The organism is Nitrosomonas sp. (assembly GCA_031316255.1).
Lineage (GTDB): Bacteria > Pseudomonadota > Gammaproteobacteria > Burkholderiales > Nitrosomonadaceae > Nitrosomonas.
On the sequence record JALDQW010000001.1, the window covers coordinates 516,371 to 531,646 of the forward strand.

The 15,276-nt window shown below is 43.1% G+C and carries 15 protein-coding genes and 1 pseudogene; 2 read left to right on the forward strand and 14 right to left on the reverse strand.

The features are described from left to right. Positions 1–212: 212 nt before the first annotated feature. From MRK00_02415 to MRK00_02430, 4 genes are all read right to left on the reverse strand, one after another. Positions 213–1,496 (reverse strand): TRAP transporter large permease subunit, encoded by a 1,284-nt coding sequence (locus MRK00_02415; GenBank protein ID MDR4516235.1) that lies wholly within the window; start codon positions 1,494–1,496, stop codon positions 213–215. Beyond that, positions 1,493–2,044 carry a TRAP transporter small permease subunit gene (locus MRK00_02420; GenBank protein MDR4516236.1) on the reverse strand — a complete coding sequence of 184 codons (552 nt, stop codon included), beginning with the start codon at positions 2,042–2,044 and terminating at the stop codon, positions 1,493–1,495. The genes MRK00_02415 and MRK00_02420 overlap by 4 nt, the downstream gene beginning before the upstream one ends. 12 nt (positions 2,045–2,056) lie before the next feature. Further along, positions 2,057–3,421 carry a metalloprotease PmbA gene (gene pmbA, locus MRK00_02425; GenBank protein MDR4516237.1) on the reverse strand — a complete coding sequence of 455 codons (1,365 nt, stop codon included), beginning with the start codon at positions 3,419–3,421 and terminating at the stop codon, positions 2,057–2,059. Positions 3,422–3,623: 202 nt separating this feature from the next. Then, positions 3,624–4,322, reverse strand: coding sequence for a hypothetical protein (locus MRK00_02430; GenBank protein MDR4516238.1), 699 nt, complete (start codon positions 4,320–4,322; stop codon positions 3,624–3,626). A gap of 165 nt (positions 4,323–4,487) precedes the next feature. Between MRK00_02430 and MRK00_02435 the strand changes: the two genes are divergently transcribed. After that, a complete protein-coding gene (locus MRK00_02435; GenBank protein ID MDR4516239.1) occupies positions 4,488–5,015 on the forward strand; it encodes a DUF615 domain-containing protein in 528 nt (175 codons plus the stop codon). On the opposite strand, the gene MRK00_02440 is transcribed toward MRK00_02435, so the two are convergent. The 10 genes and pseudogenes from MRK00_02440 to coxB all read right to left on the reverse strand — a co-directional run bounded on the left by MRK00_02440 (position 5,012) and on the right by coxB (position 12,807). Beyond that, positions 5,012–5,239 carry a hypothetical protein gene (locus tag MRK00_02440; protein MDR4516240.1) on the reverse strand — a complete coding sequence of 76 codons (228 nt, stop codon included), beginning with the start codon at positions 5,237–5,239 and terminating at the stop codon, positions 5,012–5,014. The two genes, MRK00_02435 and MRK00_02440, sit on opposite strands and share 4 nt — an antisense overlap. A 1-nt stretch (position 5,240) precedes the next feature. Further along, positions 5,241–5,918, reverse strand: a complete 678-nt coding sequence (locus MRK00_02445; protein MDR4516241.1) for a hypothetical protein — start codon at positions 5,916–5,918, stop codon at positions 5,241–5,243. Positions 5,919–6,047: 129 nt separating this feature from the next. Further along, positions 6,048–6,941: a heme o synthase gene (gene cyoE / locus MRK00_02450; protein ID MDR4516242.1), complete on the reverse strand. Its 894-nt coding sequence runs from the start codon at positions 6,939–6,941 to the stop codon at positions 6,048–6,050. Between the two features lie 86 nt (positions 6,942–7,027). Further along, a complete protein-coding gene (locus MRK00_02455) occupies positions 7,028–7,612 on the reverse strand; it encodes a hypothetical protein (GenBank protein ID MDR4516243.1) in 585 nt (194 codons plus the stop codon). Then, entirely contained in the window at positions 7,575–8,351 is a 777-nt protein-coding gene (locus tag MRK00_02460) for an SURF1 family protein (protein MDR4516244.1), read from the reverse strand. Before MRK00_02460 ends, MRK00_02455 begins: the two co-directional genes overlap by 38 nt. A gap of 109 nt (positions 8,352–8,460) precedes the next feature. Continuing rightward, a complete protein-coding gene (locus tag MRK00_02465) occupies positions 8,461–9,315 on the reverse strand; it encodes a cytochrome c oxidase subunit 3 (GenBank protein ID MDR4516245.1) in 855 nt (284 codons plus the stop codon). A 32-nt stretch (positions 9,316–9,347) separates the two neighbouring features. Further along, a complete protein-coding gene (locus MRK00_02470) occupies positions 9,348–9,563 on the reverse strand; it encodes a DUF2970 domain-containing protein (GenBank protein MDR4516246.1) in 216 nt (71 codons plus the stop codon). A gap of 3 nt (positions 9,564–9,566) precedes the next feature. Further along, positions 9,567–10,082, reverse strand: a complete 516-nt coding sequence (locus tag MRK00_02475; protein MDR4516247.1) for a cytochrome c oxidase assembly protein — start codon at positions 10,080–10,082, stop codon at positions 9,567–9,569. A gap of 291 nt (positions 10,083–10,373) precedes the next feature. Then, positions 10,374–11,975 (reverse strand): cytochrome c oxidase subunit I, encoded by a 1,602-nt coding sequence (ctaD, locus tag MRK00_02480; protein ID MDR4516248.1) that lies wholly within the window; start codon positions 11,973–11,975, stop codon positions 10,374–10,376. 121 nt (positions 11,976–12,096) lie between these two features. Beyond that, positions 12,097–12,807 (reverse strand): annotated as a pseudogene (gene coxB, locus MRK00_02485) (cytochrome c oxidase subunit II). Positions 12,808–13,636: 829 nt separating this feature from the next. Between coxB and MRK00_02490 the strand changes: the two are divergent. Next, positions 13,637–15,274 (forward strand): L,D-transpeptidase family protein, encoded by a 1,638-nt coding sequence (locus MRK00_02490; GenBank protein ID MDR4516249.1) that lies wholly within the window; start codon positions 13,637–13,639, stop codon positions 15,272–15,274. Positions 15,275–15,276: the final 2 nt, after the last annotated feature.

Consider the following 15,276-nt stretch of genomic DNA (forward strand, 5'->3'; position numbering starts at 1 on the left):
GCGATTCCACGAGATCAGTTTAATTAGAATTAGTCTACCTTATAAAATGGTAAACAATCGCTGATTGACTTACCGTTTACACCTTCAGTTTGTCAATTCGACCGGCTTAGCACATAAAGAAGGACTGAGCGAGTTATTCATGATTTCTGCCCTGCTCAACGCATTGGCCCATCTTAACAGTTCTCAAGTCACTGATAACTGCAGCACCTGCATCAGAATACCCGAACAATCCCTGGAAACAGCATCACAATGACCAGTGCAATCAATTGTAAAAAAATAAATGGAATCACGCCACGGTAAATTTCCATCGTGCTGATGGCTTCGGATGCAACACCACGCAAATAAAACAATGAGAAACCAAATGGCGGCGTCAGAAAGGAAGCCTGTAAATTTAAAGCAATTAGAATACCAAACCAGAGCGGATCAATACCCAGTTTAAGCAGAACTGGCGCGATCATAGGAACGAATATATAGGCAATCTCGACAAAATCTATGAAAAACCCCAGCAAGAAAATGATGATCATCATCAGCACGACAAAACCCCATTGACCGCCCGGGATATGCACCATAATTGCTTCAACCGCTTCATCGCCACCCGTATAGGTAAACACCATCGAGAAAAATGTCGCGCCCGCCAGAATGGTAAAAACCATGGCACTGATTTTCGTGGTTTCCATTGCAACCTGATGCAGCATTGAAAAACGCAGGCTACCTCCAAGCAATGCAAGAATAATAGCACCGACAGCACCCATTGCTGCTGATTCGGTCGGCGTGGCAACACCTGCAATAACGGTACCCAAAACCACCACAACCAGCATCAATGCAGGTACTATCGTCTTAAAAGCGCGCCAATAATCCAAAGCGGCAAGTTTCGTACTACGCGGCAAAGGGGGTGCAGAATCTTTATTCAAATAGGCAACGGCCAGACAAAAAAATATATAGAGCACGACCAGCAACAGCCCCGGCAGCAGCGCCGCACGATAAAAATCGCCAACCGGCTGGTGCAAAACATCACCCAAAATAATGAGCACGATTGATGGTGGAATAATCTGACCCAATGTCCCCGAAGCGCAAATTACGCCACTGGCCAGCTGTTTATCATAATGATATTTCAACATCACGGGCAGGGCGATCAACCCCATGGTCACAACCGAAGCACCGACCACTCCGGTCGATGCGGCCAGCAGCATGCCCACAACAACAGTTGAAACCGCCAGTCCACCACGGACATGTCCGAATAACAATCCCATGGATTCAAGCATTCGTTCCGCGATGCCGGATTTCTCCAGAATCAAGCCCATAAAAATAAAGAGCGGCACCGCCATTAACGTGACATTGGTCATAATGGCGTGCATGCGATAGGCGATCAGCAGAAAAAGATCAAGGCCCTGGGTATACAACCCAAAAAACACCGCCACGCCGCCAAAGGTAAATGCAACAGGATAACCCAGCGTCAGCATCAACAGACAGACAACAAACATGACCACTGCGATCATAACTTTTCCTGATGCGTTGATGTAATATGGGCCAGCATTTCGGTATCGCCGCCCAGTATTCTGATATTTCGTGAAATAACAGCGAATGCCTGAATCAAAACCAGAAAATAACCGAGTGGAAGCAGCGCCTTGAACGCAAAACGATAGGGCAGTCCACCCGGATCGTTAGATACTTCCCGAACTTCATACGCATATGCAACAAAATCGTAAGAACTGTACACAATCAACGTGCACATCGGGATGACAAAAAACACTGTACCAAAAATATCGACGACAGCTTTCTTGCGCCTGGACATTTTTGCATAAAAAACATCAACACGGACATTGGCGTCTTCACGCATGGTATACGCAGCACCCAGCAAAAAAACCGCGGCAAAAAGATGCCACTCCATTTCCTGCATGGCCATCGAGCCCGACTCAAATAGATAGCGTGCGATAACGTCAACAAAAACGATTACAATCATGAGAATGCACAGCCAACCGGCCAGCCAGCCGAAAGCACCCGATATCCGGCCAATCACCCGCTCAAATTTCCGCAAGGCACCCATAACCCGCAATACTTATCCGCCCGCGATAGTCATATGGTCTATGAGAATCGAACCGCTTTGTTTTGAACCACGCACCACAATGTCGTTACCAATGGCTGTAATATCCGCAAACATTTCTTTGAGGTTGCCGGCAATAGTGATTTCTTCGACCGGATAACAGATTTCACCATTTTCCACCCAGTATCCGGATGCGCCACGTGAATAATCGCCTGTTACCGAATTAACGCCATGCCCCATCAATTCGGTGACCAGCAAGCCTTTATTCATTTTTTTAAGCATGGCGTCAAAATCCACAGGATTGCCATTATCTATAATCAGATTATGGACGCCACCGGCATTTCCTGTCGTCTGCATACCGAGTTTGCGCGCTGAATAGCTGCTCAGAAAATAACCCTTAACCACACCGCTTTCAACCACACTACGCTCAGCAGTCGCAACACCTTCATCATCAAATACGCTACTGGCCAGTCCTTTGGGTAAGTGTGGCAATTCACGAATATTAATATTTTCTGCAAAAATCCTTTGACCTGCGCTGTTCAACAGAAAAGAAGATTTGCGATAAAGGTTGCTGCCACTGACCGCCGCAGCAAAATGTCCGATCAGGCTGGAGGCTACCGGCGCTTCAAATATTACAGGTACTTCGCATGTTGCGATTTGGCGTGCGCCAAGACGTGCAACAGTACGCTCCCCGGCTTTCCTGCCGATGTATTCAACTGATTCGAGATCACCGCGATCCCGCGCCACGCTATACCAGTAATCGCGTTGCTTGCTTTCTTGTTGCTCCGCAATCGCCACACAGCTGATACTGTGCCGGGAATACGGATACCCTCCCATAAAACCGAGGCTGTTTGCATAAACGAAATGTGATTCATCAATCGATATACTCGCACCTTCGGAATTGGTGATCCGCTTGTCTACAGCAAAAGCCGCTTCTTCGCAATTACGTGCGAGCTCAATGGCTTCTTCCACAGTCAATTCCCACGGATGGTACAAATCAAGATCAGGGAATGTTCGTGCCAGAAGCGCTTCATCTGCCAGTCCCGAACAATTGTCTTCCGCTGTATACCGCGCAATCGACAATGCCGCGGCAACCGTATCATGAATCGCCTGTGGCGAAAAATCCGACGTACTTGCATTTCCGCGTTTCTGGCCAATATAAACCGTTACTGACAAGCCCTTGTCGCGATTATATTCAATTGTTTCCACCTCATTTTTGCGTACTGTTACGGTTTGACCAAATCCATCGGACACATGCGTCTCGCAGGCGCTGGCACCACCATTTTTAGCATGACTCAGAATATCGCGGGCAATTTGCTGAAGTTTGGAAACAGGGTATGAAAAATGGGTATGCATGTTCGATACGGATATCTCGTTCATAGAATAATTAGTGTGTACAAAGTTCTGTTTGAAAAAACTGGCGTAAAATTTCTAAATTACCAAACATATAATGATAACAGCTTATCGATAACGCTTTGTATAGACAGGGTCGAATTAGCATCATTAAAGAATTGTATGGGATGCAAAATTATTCTGACCGGCACAACGGATCGCTTGCATCATCAGCGCATCAATTTCACATCTAATATTTTTTACTTTTGTAAAACTGAATGCGACGATAACATCGTGTTCCCGGATAACCGTCCTGATATACTCCGCCGCCGCACCCGAAGAATGCTTGCTGAGATATTCCAAACCACAACAAATATTTGATGCCGTTCACTCTCCCTGGCTGTTTGGAAAAGTGATTTGCAGTCTGAGACCGTTCCCCAGCAGAGATCGAATCAAATCGCTCTGTTAGCAACCATGTTGTCTTAAACACCAATGCATGGACATGCCTTGGATCGCCTTCAAGAATTCGGTCAAAATAGTAATCGGGGTGTGCCTTATCCAGCAGGACTGCAGTCCATCCAATATGAGTTATCACATCATTTCGCATTTGATCATCAAAATTCAAATTTTTATACAGCACAGTATAGGTTTCATTAATCGGTCTAAATTCATCTTGACTCAATAATGCGAATTTATCTCTTACTGTCAGCATTGCCAATTTAAGCTGAATCAGGCGCAGGTCGCTCGAAGAAGGCTTTTTTCCAGCCGCCTCGTCAAGCAACTCACCGGCAACAGTAAAATCTCCTTGTTGCATTGCAAGTTCAGCAGCTTCGGCCAATTTCTGTACATAGAAATCATCTTCCAACCATGAATCTGTCACACGCGCACGATTGCTTACTTCCATCACCGCTGATAAAACGACTGCCACACCCCCATACCATTTTGTCACAGTGGCAATCAACCCGACCTTATCGGGTTTCTACATGCTATGGCATATTGGTTCTCCACATGCCAAACATGTTTTTTTGCTGAAAATTCTTTCATTGCCGTACTGGTGAAACCTGTGTTGAAACGCTATGATGCAGATTAACATTTTTACCTGACACAAACAGCCATGCAAAACGACTCAAATGAAGCGCAGGAATACGACAGCAAACCGAGCAAAACACAACGCAAGAAGACCATGCATGATTTACAAAAAATGGGGGAGCAACTCGTCGAGCTTAACGATAAAGCACTTGAAGAATTGGAATTACCGGAAATGTTAATCGACGCTATTCGTGAAACACGGCTGATAACCAAATATGGCGCACGAAAACGTCAGATGCAGTTTATCGGTAAACTCATGAGGCAAATTGATAGTGTGCCCATTCAAGAGAAATTGGAGACCTGGCAACAAAGATCGTTAAACCAGAATGTCTTACTCCATCAAACTGAGCGCTGGCGTGAACGCATCTTAGCAGACACTGACGCGTTAACTGAATTTGCCAGAACATATCCTATTGCGGACATACAACACATTCGCGTTCTGGCACGAAATACCCTCAAAGAAAGAAACGCAGATAAACCTTCTAAAAGTTACCGCATGCTATTTCAAGCACTACAAAAGGTATTACTGGAACAAACCAATGATGGGGACTAGATTTCTCCCTTGAATTTTGCTGCATCAAGGATTGACCAAAGATGAATAACACCGCCAACGATTGCCGGAATGATCAGTGCTGCAAAAAAGTAATTTGTACTGACAACGATAAAAAAAAGCAGCGCAGATAATGCCCGCCCTTGGACCAACTGACCTAATCCAGGAATAAGAAAACTGCATATTGCAGCAAGGACATTACCGCCTGAGCCTTGACTGGGCATCATACTAACCCTCTTTGGCTGAAAACTGATTGGAATAGGGATCCGATCTCGCATCTCTCGGATGTTTTTTATTTTCAAAATCTATTCCAATCATACCGCCTGCCATTTCTTTTTCGTTGACTGAATCTATTTCACCAAGCTTTCTTAACTGTAATGCCGTATCATGAATTAATGTGTCCAATTGCTTCAATTCAGCATCAGTCAGCGTCTTTTTTGTTTCTATTTCAATCCTGATTAATTGCAAACTATTTAAGAAATTGCCAACAATATCCAGTACAGTGCGCATGGTAGCTTTCAATACGGTCAATTTTGCTTGCTGTAATTGTATCGTTTGAGTTGATGCTACTGCATTCAGCCGGTTTTCACTGATTTGCCTTTCAATTTTGATTTGATTCAACGCAAGAAAAGCTGTAACCCAAACGACCGCCACAGCAAGTATGCGATTAAATATAACCTGCCACAGCACACCCCCTTCAGGAGATGCATAAAAACCAACGACAATCAAAATTGTACATAGGAAAGCTAGAATAATTGTTGTGCGTTGTTGAGTTGCCTTAAGTGATAATAAAATAACGACGATATAGGCAACACCATTCGCCACACCCAGAGGGATGCTTATGTCGATGAATAAAATCACTAATGCAACTATACAACAAACAAGATAGACTCTTTTGTCTATCATAACCATTCCTCTTGTTACATCACTACATTTTCCCCAATGTCAGCCACAAGATGTTCTAAGAAAAAGCTTTTCACTTGAAAAACCTATTACATATCAAGAATCTACACCACCAAAAATGCGCCATAGATTCTAGAAGTAAAAATAATGATCGAGCAATAATGCAACAAATAACAAGGCCAAATACAAAATCGAGTAACGGAAAGCTTTACGCGCCAGTTGATCACTGTAGTTTCGATATATTTCTATTGCGTAATACATGAACACTGCGTTTAAAATCCCTGCACTGACAATATAAATCATACCGCTCATTTGCGTGAGGTATGGAAAAACAGTGACAATACAAAGAATCACTGTATATAACAATACATGCAATTTTGTAAACTGATCGCCATGTGTTACCGGTAACATCGGCATACCAATGGCTGCGTATTCATTTTTCCGATACAGCGCCAGCGCCCAGAAGTGTGGTGGCGTCCATGCGAAAATAATCAAGAATAACAGCAAGGCATCGGCCGTTACGTCCCCTGTTACCGCCGCCCATCCAAGTACGGGCGGCATCGCGCCTGATGCGCCACCGATAACAATATTCTGCGGCGTCAGCGGCTTTAATATAATGGTGTAAATAATCGCATAACCGACAAAAGTACCCAGTGTTAACCACATAGTCAGTGGATTAACCCATTCATACAGCATAAACAATCCGAAGCCACCTACAATGGTCAGGAAAAACAACGTTTCCGGAACACTCACCTTGCCTTGCGGTAAAGGACGGCCTTTTGTTCTTGCCATGACAGCATCCATCTTTTGCTCAACCAGGCAATTTAATGCTGCTGCTGCACCTGCTACCAGCGCTATGCCCAAAGTACCAAAAAACAGTGCGTCAATAGGCACTGCACCTGGTACAGACAGGAACATTCCAATAACTGCAGTGAACACAATCAGTGATACAACTCTGGGTTTTGTTAATCGGTAAAACTGATTTATGCGTGATGCTGTTTCATGCCAAACTGCACTCGTTGCCATTCTATTTATCTCCTACATTCTCGGGGAATTGTATTCTCAATTCCTATGCTAAGTTATGTCATTATAATTTATGGTGTGAAAAAAAATCACATGTGTTCATCATGAGACACTTGTAGTAACCGCTTGATATCGTCACTCATTTTTCTGGGTTCAAGTTCCTCGGGAAAACGCATCATTAAATTTCCATAGGGATCGACAAGATAGATATGATTCCGTTGTCTTTCCTTAGTCGAAATCTGATCAAGCAGCTCACTCTCACGGGCGTTGACAATCAATGTACCGTCGTATTCATCCCATAATCTGTCTTCAACAGCCACATTGTCATCAACTAGCCATAACCGCTCAATCCGGTTCATCTCCCTGTTCTGCATCGTACGAACCTGGCGCATATAATACAATTTTGATTGACAAGCCTGGTCACAGTGTCCTGAGTCAATTGTCAACATCACCCATTTTCCGTGCAGATCCTTGACTCTAAATATGGTATTGTCTTTCTGTGAAACTCCGGATCCCGATAATTTTTGTAGATTAATCAGCTCGCCATAATTGAGACTTCCTGGCCGATACCCCATAAAAAAAAGTGTATATGAAATCACAACCGGTGAAAGCAGTAACACCCCAATCATGATCAGCTTAAGTCTGTTGGATTTCTTTGTTGCTTCTTTTGACATTTAATACTAAAAAAATAATTATTGTTGTTACAGCAAGCGAAAACCACTGAATTGCATAGCCTATATTTTTTGAGGCGCCTGAATCGGGTCTTTCCCAATCTCGTATAAGACCATCATCGGCATGATCTGTTTGCAATAGCATCATTGGTTGCAGATTAATCTTCGTCATTTGACGATAGCGTTCTAGATTAAAGTTATCCCAGACTTTTCCATTATCAACTGAGCCTGATAACTCGAGTACTCTCAATTCTGGCGATACAACGATTCCCGTTATAATTTCTTCACCTAATTGTGTCTTTATTTCGGGCAAAACCGATCGATCGTAACCCGTCGCCACCCAGCCTCGATTAATAATGATATGCCAATCACTAGTGTTAATTTGTAACGGTGTCAGTACATGATAACCTGCACGACCTTTGTAGGTTTTATTATCCAGAAAAATTGTATACTCAGGCCGATATCTTCCTCGTACATCAACTTGCCGGTATTGGAAATCTTCTAACTTGACCGGGTTGCCTGGAACAGTAACTACGGGCTCATTCGACAGCTGATCAAGTTGCGCTTGCCGCGCATTTCTTTCATCAGCACGCGATAACTGCCACTTGCCTAATTCTATAAAAACCACGACCATGCTGATGGTAACAACCAAAGCCCATAACTTCGGCTTAAATCGATACCCCTTAACAATCATTACCTGCGGCCATTTATCCTGATCGTGATCATTTGTACGTGCTTTCAATTACTAATGCAAACAATGGATTCCATACTTAAACATTTAATTATAAATAAGAATTATCTAGCATCAATGAAAAAGCAGGAATCCAATATTTAAGATCTGTTTTGTCTATTTATAGCAAATAAACAAATATAAACAGGCCTAACCATACAACGTCAACAAAGTGCCAGTACCACGCTACACCCTCAAATCCAAAGTGCCTGTCTGGAGTAAAATGTCCTGCAGCACAACGGAAATAGATCACGATCAGCATAATTGTACCCAACGTCACATGGAAGCCATGAAAGCCGGTAAGCATAAAGAATGTTGAACCATATGCACCAGTATTCAGTTTCAGGTTCAAGTCATTGTATGCGTGCACATATTCATAGCCCTGTAAACCCAAGAACAAAACGCCAAGCGCGATGGTTGCCAACATCCATTTCTTCAATGCATCACGGCGGCCTTCTTTCAGCGCCCAATGCGCATAGGTAATTGTTACACCCGAAGTTAACAGGATCAATGTATTGATCGCAGGCAAGCCCCATGGGCCCATTGCGGTGTACTCTTCAAACTCACCTGGACCTGTAGACGGCCAGCCACCTTCATAAGCACCCCAGAAAGACTGCCCTAAAACATGACTCTCATCTGCCAACCATGGTATAGACAAAACACGCATATAATACAGCGCGCCAAAAAATGCTGCGAAAAACATGACTTCAGAAAGAATAAACCATGTCATTCCCCAGCGGAACGATTTATCGACATCTAAACCGTATTTACCACTCTCACTTTCCGCAGCTACCGTACCAAACCACCGAAAGCACATATAAAACAAAATAGCAAAGCCTATGGCCAACATGCCATAGCCAAGCTCTATTTTATTCATTGTTAAAGCAGCACCAAACCCTAAAAACAATAATGCCGTCGATCCGATAATCGGATACGCTGACGGGGTTGGTACATAATAACCGGATCCCTGACTCATTCTTACCCTCCTCTTACTTATAAATTTTCATTCTAATCAACAATTGTATTAACCAGTAACAAAATACTGACTACAAAAATCATCGCGCCTATAAGTCCACCTATAATCAACTGCGACGGTTTTAAATTTGCTGCATCGTTCTCAAGATCACTTTTATTTCGTATTCCCATAAACGCTGACATAACTGCCTTAGCTACCTGGATAGCTGTGGCAATTTTCGATTTCTGTTCTTGCCTGTTCTCGCTCATCCTTTATTTCTCACTAATAGCAGGTGTACCAACGGGTAACTCAAAAAAAGTGTACGAAATGGTAACCGTATGAAGTTCTTTGGGGAGGCTTGGTTCAATTACAAATTGCACCGGCATCTCTCTGACTTCTTTCGGCTTTAAAACCTGTTTTGTAAAACAGAAACATTCAAACTTCCGCAGATGTTTATCTAAAAACCTTGGACTATAACTCGGTATTGCCTGTCCGTTAATTTCACGATCCGAATTATTTTTTATTTCGTACATCACTTCCACTGGCTCTCCAGGATGGATACGAACACTGCGTTGCAATGGCCTGAACTCCCAAGGCAGACCTCTTACATTGGAATCAAACTCAATGGTCACCCAGCGTTCTGTATCAACTTCCATATCCTTGACCAGCTTGTCCGGCTGCAGCAGATTGTTAATACCGGCAACTTCACAAAACTTTTCATAAAACGGCACCATCGCATAACCAAATACAAACATAACAACCGAGAAGATCAACAGCTTCTTCATCATTGTTAGATTTTCATGTAATTTTCTGCTAGTCGCCATCCTAATTATTACCGTAATCCAATTACTGCCACAACCGAAATCAACAGACTCAAAGTATTCGCACTGTAATCACTGCAATGATAAGTTATTTGTTTTATTGTTTTCATCACATTCTTATACTGTCGTCTTTTATACATCTTTAAAAAAGAAAACACCGATATAGAGTGCAACTACCGTAATTAACAGAAGCATTGCTGTTCTTAGTTTCTTACGTTTTAAATCTGTTTCATCTGACATACGTTCCTCATCGGACCATTAATGAACAGTCGGTTTAAAGACTGGTGGTTTTTCGAAACTATGATAGGGTGCTGGTGTAGGCAGATGTGTCCACTCCAGTGTAGTTGCACCATCCCAGGGTTTCTCAGGCGATTTCTCGCCACTGCGAATAGTTTTTATCATGATGTACACAAACAGAAGCTGTGACAATCCAAAACCAAACGCTCCCAGGCTTGAGATCATGTTGAAATCAGCAAATTGCAGCGCATAATCTGGGATTCTGCGTGGCATACCTGCTAAGCCCAAGAAATGCTGAACAAAGAATGCCATGTTAAAGAAGATCATGGATAACCAGAAATGGATTTTACCCAGTTTTTCGTCATACATGCGACCGGTCCATTTTGGAATCCAGTAGTACGCACCGGCAAACAATGCAAACAGCGAGCCAGATACCAATACATAGTGGAAATGAGCGATCACATAATAGGTATCCTGCACCTGAATATCGATAGGCACAATCGCGCAAATCACGCCACTAAACCCGCCGATCACAAACAGGAAGATAAATCCAATTGCAAAGAGCATTGGTGTCTCAAACGTCATCGACCCTCGCCACATTGTAGCCGTCCAGTTAAAGACTTTCACACCTGTTGGTACCGCGATCAGCATTGTTGCATACATAAAGAATAACTGAGCAACGGTCGGCATGCCTGCGGTAAACATATGATGCGCCCAAACAACGCATGACAAAATCGCAATAGAAGCTGTAGCATAAACCATTGATGAATAACCAAACAGCGGTTTGCGTGAGAATGTCGGAATGACTTCAGACACGATACCGAAGGAAGGCAAAATCATAATATACACTTCCGGATGACCGAAGAACCAGAAAATATGCTGGAACAATACCGGATCACCACCACCCGCTGCATTAAAGAAGCTTGTGCCGAAATGACGATCTGTCAGCAACATGGTTACTGTACCCGCCAAAACAGGCATTACCAGAACCAAAAGATATGCGGTAATCAACCATGTCCAAACGAACAAAGGCATGTCCATTAGTTTCATGCCTGGTGCACGCATATTCAGGATAGTGGTAATAATGTTAATCGCGCCCATAATGGATGAAGCACCCAGAATATGGACTGCAAAAATCATCATATCAACACCCAGGCCACCTTGTGTCGACAGCGGCGGATAGAATGTCCATCCCCCAGCAGCTGCACCGCCAGGAACGAAGAACGATGAAACCAGCAATGATGCCGCCACAGGTAATAACCAGAAACTCCAGTTATTCATACGGGCAAATGCCATATCCGGCGCGCCGATCATCATTGGCACTTGCCAGTTAGCAAAACCTACGAATGCCGGCATAATGGCGCCAAACACCATAATCAAGCCATGCAAAGTGGTAAATGAGTTAAATAATTCAGGTTCTAGAATCTGAATACCCGGTTGAAATAGCTCGGCACGAATACCCATTGCCAGAAAACCGCCCGTAAAAAACATCGCCAGACTGAACCACAGGTACATTGTACCAATGTCTTTATGGTTGGTTGTTGTTACCCAGCGCATTATGCCTGATGGATGGTGGTCATGGTGATCATCGTGACCATGCACATCGCCATGTACTGCTGCCATAAGTTATCTCCTCTTAATTATTTTCTGAATTTTCTGCCGTAGCTGCCGCTTCATCGGCCTCAGCTACCAAATCAGTGCTTACAGCTGCCAAATTAACTGTTTCATTTGTTCCAGCCAATTTTTGAGCAACCCATTGTGCGTATGCTTCTTCTTCCAGAACCTCCACTACAATCGGCATGAAACCATGGTCTTTACCGCATAACTCCGCACATTGACCACGATAAATGCCCGGTTTGTCAGCTGTAAACCAGGAATCACGAATAAATCCAGGAATTGCATCCTGCTTGACACCCAATGCGGGCACCCACCATGCATGAATAACATCGTTGGCCGTTAAAATCATACGTACTTTTTTGCCAACCGGTACAACCATATGATTGTCCACCTCTAAAAGGTAGTTTTCACCTTTCGGCTCCCTGTTTTCAATTTGCCCTTTAGGCGTTGACAATTTACTGTAAAAGCTGATGCCTTCCCCATCACCCTGAAGGTAATCGTAACCCCACATCCATTGATACCCCGTTGCCTTGATCGTCATATCCGGGCTGGATGTGTCTTTCATTGCAATAACAGTTTTTGTTGCTGGCAAGGCCATCACAATCAGAATCAGACATGGAATAACTGTCCAGATTATCTCAACAGAAGTACTGTGATGAAAGTTGGCTGCTTTATAGCCAAGTGATTTGCGGTGTTTTAAAACAGAGTAAAACATCACTCCAAACACGGCAATAAAGATAGCCAAACAAATCCACAGGAGCGCGATATGCTGATCATAAATATCTTGTGCTATCACACTCTGCGGTTCGGGAAAGTTGTATTTAGACCCCACCGCCATGCTCGAATAAAAAGCAAGAGCGGCTACCCCCGCCAGGGTTACTACTGATTTACTTCTCATATTTTCCCCCACATGATTATTACTAATTTTGATTTCAGGCACTACTTCTTGCGTTACAAACCTGAACACCAAGTCTGTTCAGTCAGCGTTCGGAAGTTGCGCGCCAGAATCTCATCTTGTAAAAAAATAACCATACTCAAATCGACGACAATGACATTTCCTTGGCCGAATATTTTTATTATCCGCAACTTAGATTTTCTTAGTTAGAGATAACGCTCAAATGTTACTAAACCGAACGGAAATTCTAGCATGTCACAATTCCTCAAACAAGGGAAAATCATGATTTTTATAGCAATATTCCCCTGTTCATAAAGTGGTATTGTGCATTTTATTGCTTTATAAAAACCCTATTATTATCATGAAATTTCTGCTTGAATTCCATCGCCGCCTTCGGTATTGTCTTCAATTTCGATTATTTACCTCATCTTGAAGAGATACAATTCATAAAAAATTCGATTCATTTTCCAAAATCTCCGAACACATAAAACACTGCGCCGTCAATTTTTTCACTTAAAACACTTATAATAGACATTCTTCATTCTGGTGAGGTGATCGCACCACTTAACTCATACTTAATACAACTATTTTTCCATTGCAAGAATGCCCCTAAACTAAACAAATCAATAAATACGGTTTATTTACTCGCTTACAGAGGAAATGATTTAGCGTAAATTACGAATCTGGAAATACAGGACATCCACAGTGATCACAACGATAAAGCAGAAAAATTTTCTCGGTACCCTATGTCTTATTCAGACTAAAACATGACATGACACAACCGGCACCGCTTCATCATTTTTTGATAGGGTTGCTCTTTCTCCTATCTACGTCACCATCAAACGCAGATTCGCCAACTTCAAATGCATTGCGCCTGGAACTGGATAAATTTGTATCTCAAGACCTTGATAAATCAGTCACCCGTAAAGCCGGATTAACTGCATTGCAACAATTTTATATGGCGCGGAATTTCCAGCCAGCCTGGACACAGAATGATTCACAACGAACACAACTGGAAACAGTATTGGCTTTTTTAGCAACCGCGGAAGAGGAAGGATTGAATAGTGAGGATTATCAGTTACACCATTTAGCACAATTAGCAGAAAACCCTTCACATTCCGGGTACGAATTAGAATTCTTCACAACCTTGTCACTGCTGCAATTTTCCAGCGATCTATATCGCGGACGGTTTACCGCTGCCAATATTGATCCGGACTGGCATATTTCCCAACCGTATTTTAATGCCGTCAGTTTCCTGTCAGAAGCGATTGATTCAGGCAACTTGCAACATTCTCTGGAAAACCTAGCGCCCGGGATACCCAGCTACTGGTTGTTCAAGAACGCGCTGGCAAAATACCGTGACCTGGTTACACGACAGGTATCTTGGCAACAAATCCCAAAAATACATCTGATACGCCCCGGCGACACCCATCCGGTTATTCCACTTATCAGGAAACGTATCACTCAGGCTTTCGACACACATGGCAAAACTGAATTTAACCCGGGTTTTTCGAATGAAAGTGAAAACAGTCATCGATACGATACCGATCTTGTCAATGCAATCAAGGCATTTCAGTTACAGCATGGCTTGAATACCGATGGCATTATCGGCAAAAACACATTAAACGCATTGAACAAAACACCGCTGGAAAAGATACAGCAACTGCGCATCAACATGGAACGACTGCGTTGGCTGCCCCGTGATCTGGGCAATCGATATCTACTGGTTAATATAGCTGGTTATCAACTAGCCGCCATAGAAAATAATCAATATATACTCGACATGCGTATTATTGTCGGCCGTAATTACCGGTCAACACCCAGCTTTAGTAGCCGTATTACACATTTGATTGTCAATCCGTTCTGGAATGTTCCAGACAGCATTGCCCGAAAAGACCTGCTGCCCAAGCAACAAAAGAATCCTGATTATTTCTCAAATCTAAATATTAAAGTCTATCCCAATTACGCCTACAATTCGGAACCGATCGATCCGGATTCGATCGACTGGGCGGCAATAGGCAACGGTTTTCCGTATGCGCTACGCCAAGATCCTGGCTATCAGAATGCACTCGGCACAATAAAATTCATGCTGCCCAATCGTTTCAGTATTTATCTGCACGATACACCTTCAAAAGAACTTTTTGATAAGGACATACGCACATTCAGTTCAGGGTGCATCCGGTTGGAAAAACCATTGCAACTCGCCAAATTCTCTTTGCGTGACGACACTTCAATCGAATCGCTTAAAGAACAAATCAACTCCGGCAAAACCATAAAAATTAATTTGCCCCAACCATTGCCTACTTATATTGTTTACCTGACGGCGTGGGTTGATAGTCAGGACAAAATTCATTATTCACCGGACACCTATGAGAGAGACAAACGCGCATTGAATTTTGCGCATTGGTAATC